Origin of the sequence: Klebsiella sp. BIGb0149 (assembly GCF_004362605.1) — a bacterium.
GTDB lineage: Bacteria > Pseudomonadota > Gammaproteobacteria > Enterobacterales > Enterobacteriaceae > Klebsiella > Klebsiella terrigena.
The window spans coordinates 16,365-33,159 of sequence record NZ_SNYG01000013.1 but is presented as its reverse complement, the minus strand read 5'-3'; the positions used below and the strand labels follow the sequence as shown (position 1 = coordinate 33,159).

15 protein-coding genes are annotated in these 16,795 nt (G+C 57.8%); 10 read left to right on the top strand and 5 right to left on the bottom strand.

Annotation, left to right across the window (positions count from 1 at the left end; all coding sequences use genetic code 11):
* Nucleotides 1-18 precede the first annotated feature (18 nt).
* Nucleotides 19-921, top strand: coding sequence for an endonuclease/exonuclease/phosphatase family protein (locus tag EDF75_RS26315; protein ID WP_133601418.1), 903 nt, complete (start codon nt 19-21; stop codon nt 919-921).
* A gap of 58 nt (nt 922-979) precedes the next feature.
* On the opposite strand, the gene rarD is transcribed toward EDF75_RS26315, so the two are convergent.
* A complete protein-coding gene (rarD, locus tag EDF75_RS26310; RefSeq protein WP_133601417.1) occupies nt 980-1,873 on the bottom strand; it encodes an EamA family transporter RarD in 894 nt (297 codons plus the stop codon).
* Between the two features lie 49 nt (nt 1,874-1,922).
* The gene (gene yigI, locus EDF75_RS26305; protein WP_041143499.1) at nt 1,923-2,387 is read right to left on the bottom strand and encodes an acyl-CoA thioesterase YigI; all 465 of its coding nucleotides are present in this window, start codon (nt 2,385-2,387) and stop codon (nt 1,923-1,925) included.
* A 156-nt stretch (nt 2,388-2,543) separates the two neighbouring features.
* On the opposite strand from yigI, the gene pldA reads away from it, so the two are divergent.
* The 3 genes from pldA to rhtC all read left to right on the top strand — a co-directional run bounded on the left by pldA (nt 2,544) and on the right by rhtC (nt 6,092).
* A complete protein-coding gene (pldA, locus tag EDF75_RS26300) occupies nt 2,544-3,416 on the top strand; it encodes a phospholipase A (RefSeq protein ID WP_133601416.1) in 873 nt (290 codons plus the stop codon).
* A 68-nt stretch (nt 3,417-3,484) separates the two neighbouring features.
* Complete coding sequence (gene recQ, locus EDF75_RS26295; protein ID WP_123710424.1) at nt 3,485-5,311, top strand: ATP-dependent DNA helicase RecQ; 1,827 nt, start codon at nt 3,485-3,487, stop codon at nt 5,309-5,311.
* Nucleotides 5,312-5,471: 160 nt separating this feature from the next.
* On the top strand, nt 5,472-6,092 hold the full coding sequence (rhtC, locus tag EDF75_RS26290) for a threonine export protein RhtC (RefSeq protein WP_045853598.1): 621 nt from the start codon (nt 5,472-5,474) through the stop codon (nt 6,090-6,092).
* A gap of 42 nt (nt 6,093-6,134) precedes the next feature.
* On the opposite strand, the gene rhtB is transcribed toward rhtC, so the two are convergent.
* Entirely contained in the window at nt 6,135-6,755 is a 621-nt protein-coding gene (gene rhtB, locus EDF75_RS26285) for a homoserine/homoserine lactone efflux protein (protein WP_133601415.1), read from the bottom strand.
* Nucleotides 6,756-6,864: 109 nt separating this feature from the next.
* On the opposite strand from rhtB, the gene pldB reads away from it, so the two are divergent.
* From pldB to EDF75_RS26265, 3 genes are all read left to right on the top strand, one after another.
* Nucleotides 6,865-7,857, top strand: a complete 993-nt coding sequence (pldB, locus tag EDF75_RS26280) for a lysophospholipase L2 (protein ID WP_133601414.1) — start codon at nt 6,865-6,867, stop codon at nt 7,855-7,857.
* Nucleotides 7,858-8,048: 191 nt separating this feature from the next.
* Complete coding sequence (yigL, locus tag EDF75_RS26270; protein WP_045853595.1) at nt 8,049-8,849, top strand: sugar/pyridoxal phosphate phosphatase YigL; 801 nt, start codon at nt 8,049-8,051, stop codon at nt 8,847-8,849.
* A gap of 88 nt (nt 8,850-8,937) precedes the next feature.
* Nucleotides 8,938-9,837, top strand: coding sequence for a carboxylate/amino acid/amine transporter (locus EDF75_RS26265; protein ID WP_133601412.1), 900 nt, complete (start codon nt 8,938-8,940; stop codon nt 9,835-9,837).
* On the opposite strand, the gene metR is transcribed toward EDF75_RS26265, so the two are convergent.
* Nucleotides 9,725-10,678: an HTH-type transcriptional regulator MetR gene (gene metR, locus EDF75_RS26260; protein ID WP_133601411.1), complete on the bottom strand. Its 954-nt coding sequence runs from the start codon at nt 10,676-10,678 to the stop codon at nt 9,725-9,727. The genes EDF75_RS26265 and metR overlap by 113 nt on opposite strands.
* A gap of 232 nt (nt 10,679-10,910) precedes the next feature.
* Between metR and metE the strand changes: the two genes are divergently transcribed.
* Nucleotides 10,911-13,175, top strand: a complete 2,265-nt coding sequence (metE, locus tag EDF75_RS26255) for a 5-methyltetrahydropteroyltriglutamate--homocysteine S-methyltransferase (RefSeq protein ID WP_133601410.1) — start codon at nt 10,911-10,913, stop codon at nt 13,173-13,175.
* Between the two features lie 122 nt (nt 13,176-13,297).
* On the opposite strand, the gene EDF75_RS26250 is transcribed toward metE, so the two are convergent.
* A complete protein-coding gene (locus EDF75_RS26250; RefSeq protein WP_123550846.1) occupies nt 13,298-14,113 on the bottom strand; it encodes a dienelactone hydrolase family protein in 816 nt (271 codons plus the stop codon).
* A gap of 267 nt (nt 14,114-14,380) precedes the next feature.
* On the opposite strand from EDF75_RS26250, the gene udp reads away from it, so the two are divergent.
* Nucleotides 14,381-15,142, top strand: a complete 762-nt coding sequence (gene udp, locus EDF75_RS26245; RefSeq protein WP_041143515.1) for a uridine phosphorylase — start codon at nt 14,381-14,383, stop codon at nt 15,140-15,142.
* Nucleotides 15,143-15,283: 141 nt separating this feature from the next.
* The gene (gene rmuC, locus EDF75_RS26240) at nt 15,284-16,732 is read left to right on the top strand and encodes a DNA recombination protein RmuC (protein ID WP_133601409.1); all 1,449 of its coding nucleotides are present in this window, start codon (nt 15,284-15,286) and stop codon (nt 16,730-16,732) included.
* The last annotated feature ends 63 nt before the right edge of the window (nt 16,733-16,795 follow it).

Here is a 16,795-nt window from a genome sequence, read left to right as displayed (position 1 = left end):
AAAAGGTGAAATTTTATAATGAAAAGTATCTTTACACTCCCCTTCCTAGCGCTTGCCTGCCTCTCCGTTAATGCACAAGCTGTTGAAAAACTTGCTGGTAATGAAATTCTTGCGGTTCAAAAAGGCGGCGTTGCGGATAAAGTCTACGCCGAGAATTATCCTCAGCTGAAGATTGCGACCTATAACATCGGCAAGAATGAAGCGTCCGATAACGTGGCGGATTTTACTGCACTCAATTTAGCGATTAAGAACATCGGCGCCGATATTATTGCGGTTCCGGAAGTCGATAATAAAACCGCCAGAAGCCAGAAAATCGATCAGCTAAAAACTATTGCGGACGCCAACCACTATCACTACGCCTTCGGCAAGGCGCTGGATTTCGACGGCGGTGAGTATGGTCTCGGTATTCTGTCCAAATATAAAATCGACCACACCCAGGTGATTAAGCTGCCGTCGGGGGATGCCGAGCAGCGAATCGCGCTGCTGGCGCAAATCGCCGTTCCCGGCTTTGACAGCCCGGTGCTGGTGATGGTGACCCATCTCGACTGGCAGAAGGATCCGACGATGCGCGTGGAGCAGGTTCGCCATCTTCTGGACGTGAGCATCGGCGATGCCCCGTCGGACTTTAAAGATATCGCCTCATCGATCAAAATTCTCGCGGGTGATTTTAACTCCACGCACGATGAGCAGCCGTTAAAAGAGGTGGGTTATTTCTTTAACCCCGTGGTGAAGCAGGGGACGGATTACCGCACCTGGCCCGCGGTTAACCCGGCAATAGATATTGACCATATTTTTACCTTCAAGGGGCAAAAATGGAATGTGAAAAAAATCGAGGTGCCGCATAACTCGCCGGCCTTTGCCTGGTCATCCGCCAGCGATCATTTACCCCTGATTGCCGAGCTGGAGCTCACCGAGCAGTAAAAATAACGCGCCGGCCTCTGCGGATGAGAGGCCGGCGCGTGAGGCGGACGCGACGGCGCTAAGCCCGACGCAGCCGGCGCTGGGTGTACAGCGCATCGACGATAAACACCGCCAGCGCGACCCAGATAAAGGCGAAGGTGACCATCTTATCTGCCCCCGGAACTTCCCCGTAAAACAGCACCGCCAGCAGGAACATCAGCGTTGGGCCAATGTACTGGAAAAAGCCCAGCGTGGAGAGGCGCAGGCGGGTGGCCGCGCCGGTAAAGCACAGCAGCGGGATGGTGGTAACGACGCCAGCGGCCATCAGCAGTAGGTTCAGCGACCACGGGTTTTGGCCCATATGGCTGGTGGGGCTATCGGCAATACCGAACAGGTAAAGGGCGGCAACCGGCAGCAGCCACAGGGTTTCAAACAACATCCCGGTTTGGGCATCAACGGCAATCTTCTTACGCACCAGCCCGTAGAAGGCAAAGCTAAACGCCAGTCCGAGGCCAATTACCGGCAGCGAACCAAAGGTCCATAGCTGCACCAGCACCCCGCAGAGCGCCAGCAATACCGCCAGCCACTGCATGCGGCGAAAACGCTCGCCGAGGAAAAGCATCCCCAGCACAATGTTGACCAGCGGGTTAATAAAGTAGCCGAGGCTGGCCTCCAGCATATGGTGGTTATTCACCGACCAGATGAAAAGCAGCCAGTTGCCGCCAATCAGCACCGCCGACAGCGCCAGCAGGAGCACCTTTTTCGGCGTCTGCAGCAGCTTTTTAACCTGCGGCCACTGGCGGCTAAAGCTAATAAGCGCCAGCATAAAGAAGAAGGACCAGATCACGCGGTGAGTCAGAATTTCATCTGCGGGAACGTAGTAGATAAGCTTGAAATATGCGGGTGCAATACCCCAGATAAAATAGGCGGCAAGAGCCAGAATAACGCCAAGCCGCGTTTGTTTTGCATCCATCGGTAAAATCCGTTACGCCAAAACAGCGATGTTACTCGATTTACGCCGATCAACCCACCATATACGTCGCCGTGGCGCTGGCGATATAAACCTGATCTTCGTTATGTAATTCTACGCGGGCGACCGCCACTTTATTCCCGGCGCGCAGCAGGCTGCTGGTGGCGGTGAAGTGCTCTCCGCGGCCCGGTCGCAGGTAGTCGACGCGCAGATCGATGGTGCCCATACGCGACAGGCGCTGGCGCAGCTCTTCTTCGTTGATGGTCTCATGGCGGGTCAGCGTACTGCCGACGCACACCAGGCCGGCGGCAACGTCCAGCGCCGAGGCGATCACGCCGCCGTGCAGAATGCTTTGCGCCCAGTTGCCGACCATCATAGGCTGGTTTTTAAAGCTCAGCTGGGCGAACTCTTTTTCGTAACGCTCCAGCTTCAGCCCTAAGGCGCGGTTAAACGGCATATGGTTGACAAAAATTTCGCCCACCAGCTTTAGGGCGGCTTCGGAAGTGAGTTCAGACATAGCAGGCGTATCCATTCGTTAATGAGATGTTGATTTTATGCCTCTAAAATATTGATTTCCACTTTCGGAACGGATAACCGAGCAGGGAGTCCATAAACAGGTAAAATGAGCCCGGTGTAAAATAGAAATAAAAATCACTCTTTCAGGAGAACAGTAATGCGTATCTCTTTGGCCTGGCTGCTGGCGCTGTTTGCGCTCCCGGCCGGCGTTTTGGCGCAGGACGTGCCGATTAATCATCAGGTCCACGATACGCCCGCGGTGCGCGGCAGCATTATCGCTAACCTGCTGCAGGATCATGATAATCCGTTCCTGCTCTATCCCTATGAGAGCAACTACTTGCTCTATACGTGGAGCAGCGATATCAACAAGGAAGCGATCTCCAGCTATGACTGGGCCGAAAATGCCCGCAAGGATGAGGTGAAATTCCAGCTCAGCCTCGCCTTCCCGCTGTGGCGGGGGATCCTCGGCGATAATTCGCTGCTCGGTGCCTCCTATACGCAGAAATCCTGGTGGCAGCTCTCAAACAGCAAGGAGTCTGCGCCATTTCGCGAAACGAACTATGAGCCGCAGCTGTTCCTCGGCTTTGCGACGGATTATCGGCTCGCCGGCTGGACGCTGCGCGATATTGAGGTAGGCTATAACCACGACTCCAACGGCCGCTCCGATCCCACCTCCCGCAGCTGGAATCGCCTGTATACCCGCTTGATGGCGCAAAACGGCAACTGGCTGGTGGAAGTGAAGCCCTGGTACGTTATCGGCAGCACCGATGATAATCCGGACATCACCAAATATATGGGCTATTACCGGCTGAAAGTTGGCTATCAGCTAGGCGATGCCATACTCAGCGCGCAGGGGCAATATAACTGGAATACCGGCTACGGCGGCGCAGAGGTTGGCGTTAGCTATCCGATTACCCGCCACGTGCGGTTTTATACTCAGGTCTACAGCGGCTATGGCGAGTCGCTCATCGACTATAACTTTAACCAGACGCGCGTCGGCGTCGGCGTGACGCTCAACGATCTGTTTTAATCGTTGCACTCTGGCTCACGGGCGCTGAAAATAGCGCCTGTTTTTCTTTTCAGGCAGACGGGGTCAATGTGGCACAGGCGGAAGTATTGAATCAAACGTTGCTGGCAAAGCAGGTTTTACAGGAAACCTTCGGCTACCAGCAGTTCCGCCCGGGTCAGGAAACCATTATCGACACGGCGCTGGAAGGGCGTGATTGCCTGGTCGTGATGCCAACCGGCGGCGGCAAATCGCTGTGCTATCAGGTGCCGGCGCTGGTGCTGGGCGGCCTGACGGTGGTGGTATCGCCGCTGATCTCGCTGATGAAAGATCAGGTCGATCAGCTGCTGGCGAACGGCGTGTCGGCGGCCTGCCTGAACTCAACCCAGAGCCGCGAGCAGCAGCAGGAAGTGATGGCCGGCTGCCGCAGCGGACAGATTCGCCTGCTCTATATCGCCCCTGAACGCCTGATGCTGGATAATTTCCTCGAGCATCTCAGCCACTGGAATTTGTCGATGCTGGCGGTGGATGAGGCGCACTGCATTTCCCAGTGGGGGCATGATTTCCGTCCGGAATACGCCGCCCTGGGGCAGCTGCGTCAGCGGATGCCGCAAATCCCGTTTATGGCGCTGACCGCCACCGCCGATGACACCACCCGTCGCGATATCGTTCGCCTGCTGGGGCTGAACGACCCGCTGATTCAGGTCAGCAGCTTCGATCGCCCCAACATCCGCTATATGCTGATGGAAAAATTTAAGCCCCTGGACCAGCTGATGCGTTACGTGCAGGACCAGCGGGGCAAGTCGGGCATTATTTACTGCAACAGCCGCTCGAAAGTAGAAGATACCGCCGCGCGCCTGCAAAGCCGCGGCGTCAGCGCGGCAGCCTACCACGCCGGGCTGGAGCATCAGGTTCGTGCCGATGTGCAGGAGAAGTTCCAGCGCGATGACCTACAAATCGTGGTGGCGACGGTGGCCTTCGGAATGGGTATCAATAAGCCGAACGTCCGCTTTGTGGTGCACTTTGATATTCCCCGTAACATTGAGTCCTACTATCAGGAAACCGGCCGCGCCGGGCGCGATGGCCTGCCGGCGGAGGCAATGCTGTTTTACGATCCGGCCGATATGGCGTGGCTGCGCCGCTGCCTTGAGGAGAAGCCCGCCGGGCCGCTGCTGGATATTGAACGCCATAAGCTGAACGCCATGGGGGCCTTTGCCGAGGCGCAGACCTGCCGCCGCCTGGTGCTGCTGAACTATTTTGGCGAAGGGCGTCAGGAGCCGTGCGGCAACTGCGATATCTGCCTTGACCCGCCGAAGCAGTACGATGCCTTAATGGATGCGCGTAAGGCGCTGTCGACGATTTATCGCGTCAACCAGCGGTTCGGGATGGGCTACGTCGTGGAGGTTCTGCGCGGCGCCAATAACCAGCGTATTCGCGATATGGCCCACGATAAGCTGCCGGTTTACGGTATTGGTCGCGATCAGAGCCACGAGCACTGGGTGAGCGTGATTCGCCAGCTGATCCACCTCGGGCTGGTGACGCAGAATATCGCCCAGCACTCGGCGCTGCAGCTCACCGAAGCCGCTCGCCCGGTACTGCGCGGCGAAGTTCCGCTACAGCTGGCGGTGCCGCGGATCGTGGCGCTGAAGCCAAAAGCGATGCAAAAATCATTCGGCGGCAACTACGATCGCAAGCTGTTTGCCAAGCTGCGCAAGCTGCGTAAAGCCATTGCCGACGAAGAGAATATCCCGCCCTACGTCGTGTTTAACGATGCGACGCTGATCGAAATGGCCGAGCAATCGCCGATTACCGCCGGCGAGATGCTCAGCGTCAACGGCGTCGGTACGCGCAAGCTGGAGCGCTTCGGCAAAGAGTTTATGGCGCTGATCCGCGCGCATATTGATGGTGAAGAGGAGTAGTCAGGCGGGCGAAAAGGTGTCAGGATATCCTCTTCATCCTTCAAGCTGCTCTGCGTTGACTGCGCTCACTCACCCTCGTCGCCGGCTGTTTTTCGCGCCTGGGAATGTCCTCATTTGTCACCCTGACGCATCTTGATCACTCCATTCCAGTGGGTTAACTATGCTGATGCTTTTCCTTACCGTCGCGCTGGTGCACATCATCGCGCTGATGAGTCCGGGCCCGGACTTCTTCTTCGTTTCACAAACCGCCGTCAGCCGCTCGCGCAAAGAGGCGATGATGGGCGTACTCGGGATCACCTGCGGGGTGATGGTTTGGGCGGGCGTAGCGCTGCTCGGCCTGCACCTGATCATTGAAAAAATGGCCTGGCTGCACACTATTATTATGGTCGGCGGCGGGCTCTATCTGTGCTGGATGGGCTATCAGATGCTGCGCGGCGCGCTGAAAAAAAGCGAGGCGCCCGCCGCGGAGCCGCAGGTTGAACTGGCCCGCAGCGGGCGCAGTTTCCTCAAAGGGCTGCTCACCAACTTGGCTAACCCGAAAGCGATTATCTATTTTGGCTCGGTTTTCTCGCTGTTTGTTGGCGATAACGTCGGGGCAGGCGAGCGCTGGGGTATTTTCCTGCTGATCGTCCTGGAAACGCTGGCGTGGTTTGCGGTCGTGGCCAGCCTGTTTGCGCTGCCGGCGATGCGCCGCGGCTACCAGCGGATGGCGAAGTGGATTGACGGCGTGGCCGGCGCGCTGTTCACCGGTTTTGGCATTCATCTGATTATTTCACGCTAAGTCCGAAGACCCGCCAGGCTGCGCCTGGCGGAGTTATTCACCTCAGGCGTGGCGTGCCGAAGCCAGCAGCGCGCCAACCAGCATAAACAGCGATCCAAAGATCTTGTTCAACGCCGTCATCTGCTTTGGCCCCTTAATCCATACCGCAATGCGCTGCGCCAGCGTGGCATAGCCAATCATCACGATGATATCGACCACAATGGTGGTGACCCCCAGAACGAGATACTGCATCACCTGGGGCTGATGCGGCACGATAAACTGCGGGAACAGGGCCGCCAGGAACACGATGCTCTTTGGGTTGGTCAGATTAACGAAAACCGCCCGCTGGTATAATTTCCCCTGGGTTTGCGCTTTGGCGAGGGTCGTCAAATTGATTGCCCCCGCGGCCCGCCACTGCTGAATGCCCAGCCAGATAAGATAGGCCGCACCCGCCCATTTCAGCACTTCAAAGGCCAGCAGCGAGCGGGAAAACAGCGTTCCCAGGCCAATACCGACCAGAACGATGTGAATCGCCAGCCCGGTCTGCAGGCCGGCAATCGAGGCCGTTGCCCCGCGGTAGCCGTGGTTGATTGAGGTGGTCATGGTATTAATCGCCCCTGAGCCCGGGGACAGGCTGAGAATAATCGATGTCAGCAGATAGGCGAACCACCACTCGAACGTCATGAGAAACTCCCTGATTGTCTGTTTTTATGCCACAATACGCTATTGTGTAAGCCTTGTGTGATACACGGTAAAAAAACGATTTCTGGCGGTTAACAGGGGTGTAAACCCGATGTTTTGGCAGCAAAAGGATTGGGACACACGAGAAAACGCGTTTGCGGCTTTCACTATGGGGCCTCTGACCGATTTCTGGCGACAGCGGGAAGAAGCGGAATTTACGGGCGTGGACAGCATCCCGGTCCGCTTTGTACGCTTCTGCGCCAAACAACACGACCGGGTGGTGGTTATCTGCCCTGGGCGTATCGAAAGCTACGTGAAGTACGCCGAGCTGGCCTACGATCTGTTCCACAGCGGTTTCGATGTGATGATTATCGATCACCGCGGACAGGGGCGATCGGGGCGCATATTAACCGACAGCCACCGTGGTCACGTCGTCAACTTTAGCGATTACGTTGACGATCTCGCTGCGCTTTGGCAGCAGGAAGTTGCGCCAGGCCACTGGCGAAAACGCTTTATACTGGCTCACTCAATGGGCGGTGCAATCGCGACCTTATTTTTGCAACGCCACCAGCAGCATTGTGATGCCATCGCGCTGTGCGCGCCGATGTTCGGGATCGTTATGCGTCTTCCGGACTGGATGGTGCGCCATATTCTCGACTGGGCTGAGGGCTATCAGCGCATTCGGGAAGAGTACGCCATTGGCACCGGCCGCTGGCGGGCGCTGCCCTTCTCGGTCAACGTTCTGACGCATAGCCGCCAGCGCTACCGGCGCAACCTGCGCTTCTATGCGGACGAACCCCAGCTGCGGGTGGGCGGGCCAACGTACCACTGGGTGCGCGAGGGGATCCTCGCGGGCGAAGAGGCGCTGGCTGGCGTAGAAAAAGATATTACCCCCACGCTGTTGTTGCAGGCTGAAGAAGAACGCGTGGTCGACAACCGTATGCACGAGCGCTACTGCGAGCTGCGAGCTGCGGCGGGCCACCCCTGCGAAGGTAATAAGCCGCTTGTCATAGAAGGGGCATACCATGAGATCCTTTTTGAAAAGGACGCCATGCGCTCAGTCGCGCTAAATGCCATCGTCGATTTTTTCACTCGACACAATTAGAGCCTTTCCCGGCAGGTGTAGATTGTTGCAGCCTGTGGGGCACGGACAGCGCGGAACCACCGCAACGTACAGGTCGTACGTGAGGATGGTGAGCGCTGCCCGGGTCCGAAATGGCAAATAAAATAGCCTGATGGGATAGGCTCTTAATCCGACGAAAACGCTCGTCGCCCTGCTTAGAGGTTAAAATTTTTATGTACCAGGTTGTTGCGTCTGACTTAGATGGCACGCTGCTTTCTCCCGATCACTACCTAACCCCCTACGCGAAAGAGACGCTGCAGCTGCTGACCGCTCGCGGCATCAACTTTGTTTTTGCCACCGGCCGTCATTACATCGACGTCGGGCAGATTCGCGATAATCTCGGCATTAAGTCCTACATGATCACCTCCAACGGCGCGCGCGTGCACGATAGCGAAGGCAATCAGATATTCGCCCATAACCTCGATCGCGATATTGCCAGCGATCTGTTTGAGATGATGCGCAGCGATCCGCTGGTCGTCACCAACGTCTATCGCGACGACGAATGGTACATGAACCGCCACCGCCCGGAAGAGATGCGCTTTTTCAAAGAGGCGGTGTTTAACTACAAGCTGTACGAGCCCGGCGAGCTTGATTCCCAGGGGATCAGCAAGGTGTTTTTCACCTGCGAGGATCATCAGCATCTGCTGCCGCTGGAGCAGGCGATCAACGCCCGCTGGGGCGATCGCGTGAACGTCAGCTTCTCAACGCTGACCTGTCTGGAAGTGATGGCGGGCGGCGTATCGAAAGGTCATGCCCTCGAAGCGGTGGCCAAAATGCAGGGCTACGCCCTGAAGGACTGCATCGCCTTTGGCGACGGCATGAACGATGCAGAGATGCTGTCGATGGCGGGCAAGGGCTGCATTATGCTGAATGCGCACCAGCGCCTGAAAGATCTTCACCCCGAGCTGGAGGTGATTGGCAGCAACGCTGACGACGCGGTGCCGCACTATCTGCGCAGGCTCTATCTCTCCTGATAAAGATTGACGACTGGCGATTTATTCTCCAGTTGTCAACCTGACTCTTCGCTACAATGAGCGTTCTTCCTCCTGAGAGACATTCATTGTGGCGCTACTGATTATTACCACCATCCTGTGGGCCTTCTCCTTTAGCCTGATCGGCGAGTACCTGGCGGGCAGCGTTGATAGCTACTTTTCGGTGCTGATGCGCGTTGGGCTGGCGGCGCTGGTGTTCCTGCCGTTTTTGCGCACCCGCGGACAGTCGCCGCGAACTATCGTGCTGTATATGCTGGTAGGGGCCATGCAGCTTGGCATTATGTATCTGCTGGCGTTCCGCGCCTACCTCTACCTGACGGTCTCCGAATTCCTGCTGTTCACGGTGTTTACGCCGCTCTATATCACCCTGATTTATGACCTGATCAGCGGGCGTAAGCTGCGCTGGGGCTACCTGCTCAGCGCCGGGCTGGCGGTGCTGGGGGCGGCCATTATTCGCTACGATAAAGTGAGCGATCATTTCTGGACCGGTCTGCTGCTGGTTCAGCTGTCGAATATCTGCTTTGCCATCGGCATGGTGGGCTACAAACGCCTGATGGAGCTACGGCCGATGCCCCAGCACAACGCTTTTGCGTGGTTCTATATGGGGGCGCTGCTGGTGGCGGTTGCGGCCTGGCTTATGCTGGGCAACCCGCACAGGCTGCCGACGACCACGGTGCAGTGGAGCATCCTGGTATGGCTCGGCGTGGTGGCTTCGGGGTTGGGGTACTTCATGTGGAACTACGGGGCGACGCAGGTGGATGCCGGAACGCTGGGCATCATGAATAACGTCCATGTTCCAGCCGGGCTGCTGGTTAACCTTGCCATCTGGCAGGAACAGCCCCACTGGCCGAGCTTTATTATCGGGGCTCTGGTGATCCTGGCCTCGCTGTGGGTCCATCGCCGTTGGGTCGCTCCGCACTCCGGACAAACGGCAGATGATCGCAAGCGTGGTTCCGCGCTGAGCGAATAAATGCTTCGGTAACCGGCTGACGCTGCTCGCCGTCGCGCACGGCGGCGTACAGCCGGCTCCACAGGCCTTCACCCAGGGTTTTGGTGACCACCAGACCCTGGCGTTCAAAATTCTCCACCACCCAGTGCGGCAGCGCCGCGATGCCCATCCGCGCGGCAACCATCTGAATGAGCAGCAGCGTATTATCGACGCTCTTCAGCTGCGGGCTGATACCCGCCGGCTGCAGGAAGTGGCGCCAGATATCCAGGCGACTGCGTTGCACCGGGTAAATCAGCAGCAGCTCTGCGGCCAGGTCTTCCGGCACAATCCGCGTTTTCAAGGCCAGCGGATGATCCGGCGCCAGCACCAGGCGCACTTCAAAATCAAACATCGGCGAATAGTGCAGCCCGCTGCGCGGCAGAATATCGGACGTCATCACCAGATCCAGCTCGCCCTGCTGGAGCGCGGGCTGCGGGTCAAAGGTCACCCCGGACTGGAAATCAACCTCGACGTGCGGCCAGCTGGCGCGGAAGCTCTCGAGCGCCGGTGTCAGCCACTGAATGCAGCTATGGCACTCAATGGCGATGCGCAGCCGGGTTTGCTGCGGCTCGTTACAGTCCTGCAGGGCGCGAGTGATTTGCGGCAGCACCTGGTGTGCCAGCTGCAGCAAAATCTCGCCCTGCGCGGTGAAGCGCAAAGGCTGACTTTTACGCACAAACAGACGGAAGCCAAGGCGCTGTTCCAGATCGCTGAACTGGTGGGACAGGGCGGATTGGGTCTGGTGCAGGGCCGCCGCAGCGCCCGCGAGTGAACCGCTATTCCGCAACGCCAGCAGCGTTTTCAGGTGTTTAATTTCGATCATGAAAGTCCTTCACTTCGGCATGAATAATTTGCGCTTGAGGAATATACAGTAACCGCCAATTATGGATGTGTAAACATCTGGACGTCTAAATCCTTTATCTTTCGAATTTATGGTGCGTTGGCCGCACTTCCTCACCCGGTCACTTACTTCAGTAAGCTCCCGGGGATGAGCAAGTTTGCCGCCTTCTCTGAATTTAAAATCCTTAGGATTTGCACATCATGAGGCTCAAAAAATGACAATTATCAATCACACCCTCGGTTTCCCTCGCGTTGGTCTTCGCCGCGAGCTGAAAAAAGCGCAAGAGAGCTACTGGGCGGGTAACGCCACCCGCGAAGAGCTGCTGGCAGCGGGCCGTGAGCTGCGCGCCCGCCACTGGGATCAGCAAAAGCAGGCGGGTATCGATCTGCTGCCGGTGGGCGATTTCGCCTGGTACGACCATGTTCTGACCACCAGCCTGCTTCTGGGCAACGTGCCGGCTCGTCATCAGAACAAAGACGGCTCCGTCGATATCGATACGCTGTTCCGCATTGGCCGCGGCCGTGCGCCGACCGGTGAACCGGCGGCAGCGGCGGAAATGACCAAATGGTTTAACACCAACTATCACTACATGGTGCCGGAGTTTGTGAAAGGTCAGGCGTTCAAACTGACCTGGACCCAGCTGCTGGACGAAGTTGACGAAGCGCTGGCGCTGGGCCATAAGGTGAAGCCCGTGCTGCTTGGCCCGGTTACTTATCTGTGGCTGGGTAAAGTGAAAGGCGAGCAGTTCGATCGCCTGGAGCTGCTGAATGACATTCTCCCGGTCTATCAGCAGGTGCTGGCTGAGCTGGCAAAACGCGGCGTTGAGTGGGTGCAGATTGATGAGCCGGCGCTGGTGCTGGAGCTGCCGCAGGCGTGGCTGGATGCCTTTAAGCCGGCATACGACGCGCTGCAGGGCCAGGTTAAGCTGCTGCTGACTACCTATTTTGAAGGGGTGAGCGCCAACCTCGATACCATCGTCGCGCTGCCGGTACAGGGTCTGCACGTTGACCTGGTTCACGGTAAAGATGATATTGCCGGGCTGCATGCGCGCCTGCCGTCAGGCTGGCTGCTCTCCGCGGGCCTGGTCAACGGTCGTAACGTCTGGCGCGCAGATCTCACCGAGAAATATGCGCAAATTAAAGAGATCGTCGGCAAACGTCAGCTGTGGGTCGCCTCCTCCTGCTCCCTGCTGCACAGCCCGATCGATCTGAGCGTGGAAACCCGCCTGGATGCGGAAGTGAAAAGCTGGTTTGCCTTCGCTCTGCAAAAATGCGCCGAGCTGGCGCTGCTGCGCGATGCGCTGAACAGCGGCGATACCGCCGCCATTGAGGCGTGGAGTGCGCCGATTCAGGCCCGCCGTCACTCAACCCGCGTACACAACGCCGCGGTGGAAAAACGTCTGGCGGCCATTACCGCCCGGGACAGCCAGCGCAACAGCCCGTACGCGGAGCGTGCCCAGGCCCAGCGCGCCCGCTTTAACCTGCCGGCGTGGCCGACCACGACCATCGGCTCTTTCCCGCAGACCACCGAAATTCGCGGCCTGCGTCTGGACTTCAAGAAAGGCAATCTCGACGCTAATAACTACCGTACCGGCATCGCGGAGCACATTAAGCAGGCGATCGTTGAACAGGAGCGCTTAGGCCTCGACGTGCTGGTGCACGGCGAAGCCGAGCGTAACGACATGGTGGAGTATTTCGGTGAGCACCTCGACGGCTTTATCTTTACGCAAAACGGCTGGGTGCAGAGCTACGGTTCGCGCTGCGTCAAGCCGCCGGTGGTGATCGGCGACGTCAGCCGCCCGGAAGCCATCACCGTTGAGTGGGCGAAATACGCGCAGTCTCTTACCGACAAGCCGGTGAAAGGCATGCTGACCGGCCCGGTGACGATTCTGTGCTGGTCATTCCCCCGCGAAGACGTCAGCCGCGAAACCATCGCGAAGCAGATTGCGCTGGCGCTGCGTGACGAAGTGGCGGATCTGGAAGCGGCCGGTATCGGTATCATCCAGATTGATGAACCGGCGCTGCGAGAAGGCCTGCCCCTGAAGCGGAGCGACTGGGATGCATACCTGCAGTGGGGCGTGGAAGCCTTCCGTATCAACGCCGCCGTGGCGCAGGATGATACCCAGATCCATACCCATATGTGCTATTGCGAGTTCAATGACATCATGGATTCTATTGCGGCGCTGGATGCGGACGTGATTACCATTGAGACCTCGCGTTCCGACATGGAGCTGCTGGAGTCGTTCGAGGAGTTCGAATATCCGAACGAAATCGGGCCGGGCGTGTATGACATCCATTCGCCTAACGTCCCGAGCGTGGAGTGGATTGAAGCCCTGCTGGAGAAAGCCGCTCAGCGCATACCGGCGGAGCGTCTGTGGGTTAACCCGGACTGCGGACTGAAAACTCGCGGCTGGCCGGAAACCCGTGCGGCGCTGGCGAACATGGTGAAAGCCGCGCAGAACCTGCGTGAATCCGCATAAAGAGCCGCCGCGGTAAAAATCAGCGGTAACGCAGAAATTGATCGTGCGGTAATAAATTGATCGTGCGGTAATAAAAAGAGGAGGCGGATGCCTCCTCTTTTATATTCATCGGGAGCGCAAATTTAAGCCTTCTTTCCCCCGCCATACTGAGCAAACCACGCCAGCATGCGCTGCCAGCCATCCTGCGCCGACTCTTCATGGTAGCTGGCACGATAGTCGGCATTAAACGCGTGGCCGGCCTGCGGGTAGACCACGATCTCTGCCGTCGCGTTGGCGGCGCGCAGCGCCTGGCGCATGGTTTCTACCGTATCCTGCGGGATGCTGTCATCCTTCGCGCCGTAGAGTCCCAGCACCGGAGCATTAAGATCGACGGCGACGTCCACCGGATGCTTTGCGGAGTTCAGCGTTTTCTGCCCGACCAGCTTGCCGTACCAGGCGACGGCGGCCTTCAGCTGCGGGTTATGCGCGGCATAGAGCCAGGTAATACGTCCACCCCAGCAGAAACCGGTGATCAGCAGGCGATGAGCATCGCCCCCGTGACGTCCCGCCCAGCTGGCGACGTGGTCAAGGTCTGCCAGCACCTGCGAGTCCGGGACTTTGCTGACCAGCTCCTGGAATAGCGTCGGGATATCGGTGTACTCGTTTGGATCGCCCTGGCGAAAGTACAGCTCTGGAGCGATCGCCAGATAGCCTTCCAGCGCCAGACGACGGCAGACGTCGCGGATGTGCTCATGGACGCCGAAAATTTCCTGCACCACGATCACCACCGGAAGCGGGCCATCGCTATTTTTCGGCCGGGCATGGTACGCCGGCATGTTCTCGCCCTGAGAAGGGATCGAGGTTTCTCCAGCGGTAATGCTCTCTTCCGGCGTATAAACGGCGGTAGAAGCGTGCGGGGTGGCTGCAGGTGCAAAGCCGGGTTGCTTGGTTGTGGTCATGGTATTCTCCGTACCCTTAATTTATTAGCGCATCGATAACTATAGACTCTTAAGACCGGACGTTAACAAACCACAGTGCCCGAAACAGGCTATCTTTTGTTCAGGCACGGCGAATATAACTTGTTAATGTGACGTAACTCACTATTTAATGGAATATTGTTGCAATGATTTTCATTCATGGTGATTGGTGTCACAAAATTAAGCGGATGGCTTCTGTAAAGTACCGTTTTGCTTCTGCTGATAATTCGACCCACAGAGGAGTTTTTTATGTCTAAGTCTGATGTTTTTCATCTCGGCCTCACCAAAAATGATTTACAAGGGGCTACGCTGGCTATCGTCCCTGGCGATCCGGAGCGTGTGGAAAAGATCGCCGCGCTGATGGATAAGCCGGTCAAGCTGGCATCGCACCGCGAATTTACCTCCTGGCGCGCCGAGCTTGACGGCAAGCCGGTGATCGTATGCTCTACCGGTATCGGCGGCCCGTCGACGTCGATTGCCGTTGAAGAACTGGCTCAGCTGGGAATCAATACCTTCCTGCGTATCGGCACCACCGGCGCGATCCAGCCGAATATCAACGTTGGCGACGTTCTGGTGACCACGGCATCCGTGCGCCTCGACGGCGCGAGCCTGCACTTTGCGCCAATGGAATATCCGGCCGTCGCTGACTTTGCCTGCACCACCGCGCTGGTGGAAGCGGCTAAATCAATCGGCGCAACGACCCATATCGGCGTAACCGCCTCTTCTGACACCTTCTATCCGGGCCAGGAGCGCTATGACACCGTTTCCGGTCGCGTGGTGAGCCGTTTTAAAGGCTCGATGGCAGAGTGGCAGGCGATGGGCGTCATGAACTACGAAATGGAATCCGCCACGCTGCTGACCATGTGCTCCAGCCAGGGCCTGCGCGCCGGGATGGTTGCCGGGGTTATCGTTAACCGTACCCAGCAGGAAATTCCTAACGCCGAAACCATGAAGCAAACCGAAAGCCATGCGGTGAAAATTGTCGTTGAAGCGGCCCGCCGTCTGCTGTAGTTCCTCCCCTTATCGCGAAGGCCGGCTCGCCCGGCCTCTCTTTTTTGCGCTGCGCCTCGCAGGAAATTCCTTTTAAACTGGACGTTTGTACAGCACAATTCTATTTTTGTGCCGTAGGCGGTTGCAGTAGCAGGGGGCGTTGTGGATATCTCAATTATTATAAGTGCCATCGCGGCGCTGGTCGTAGGGCTGGTCGTCGGCTGGCTGGCGACGAAGGCCGCTGCCGATCGGACGCGTGCCGACCTCATCGAAGAGCGGCGCGAGCTGGATATTGAGCTCAGCTCGGCCCGCCAGCAGGTGGTGCAGGCGGCCCACTGGCGCGATGAGTGCGAGCTGCTGAATAATGAGCTGCGCAGCCTGCGCGATATCAATAGTTCGCTGGAGGCCGACCTCCGTGAAGTCACCACCCGCCTTGAATCTACCCGGCTACATGCGGAAGAGAAAGTTCGCCAGATGATGAACAGCGAGCAGCGCCTCAGCGAGCAGTTTGAAAATCTGGCTAACCGCATTTTCGAGCACAGCAACCGGCGGGTTGATGAGCAGAACCGACAAAGCCTGCACGGCCTGCTGACGCCGCTGCGTGAACAGCTGGACGGCTTTCGTCGCCAGGTACAGGATAGCTTCGGTCAGGAGGCGCGAGAGCGTCACACCCTGGCCCATGAAATCCGCAATTTACAGCAGCTCAATACCCGAATGGCGCAGGAGGCTCTCAACCTGACCCGCGCGCTTAAGGGCGATAACAAAACCCAGGGCAACTGGGGGGAAGTGGTATTAACCCGCGTGCTGGAGGCTTCCGGGCTGCGGGAAGGCTACGAGTACCAGACCCAGGTCAGCATCGAAACGGAAAGCCGCTCGCGGATGCAGCCGGACGTGATCGTCCGTTTGCCGCAGGGAAAAGACGTGGTCATTGATGCCAAAATGACGCTGGTGGCCTATGAGCGCTACTTCAACGCCGAAGATGATTACGCCCGCGAGGCGGCGCTGCAGGAGCATATTGCCTCGGTGCGCAGCCATATCCGCCTGCTTGGCAGGAAAGACTACCAGCAGCTGCCGGGGCTGCGATCGCTCGACTACGTTCTGATGTTTATCCCCGTTGAGCCCGCATTTCTGCTGGCGATAGACCGCCAGCCAGAGCTTATCAGCGAAGCGCTGCAGCACAATATTATGCTGGTCAGCCCCACCACGCTGCTGGTTGCGTTACGCACTATCGCCAACCTCTGGCGCTATGAGCATCAGAGCCGCAATGCGCAGAAAATTGCCGAACGCGCGGGCCGCCTGTACGACAAGATGCGGCTGTTCGTCGATGACATGTCCGCAATAGGCCAGAGCCTCGACAAAGCGCAGGATAATTACCGCCAGGCGATGAAAAAGCTGGCCTCCGGTCGCGGCAACCTGCTGGTGCAGGCTGAAGCCTTTCGCGGCCTCGGGGTGGAGGTTAAGCGCGGGATTAATCCGGACTTAGTCGAACAGGCAACCGCCCAGGACGATGAATACCGGCTGGATGATGATGATAACCTATCGGAAAATAACGGTTTTTCATCCGAACCTTCCGCCTCATCGATGTCGGGCGAGGGTTCTCAGCCGCGTTGAACCGTATGGGAAATGCGCTAAATCTGTTACACTCGGCGAACATTTTCTTGATAAGCAAGCAGG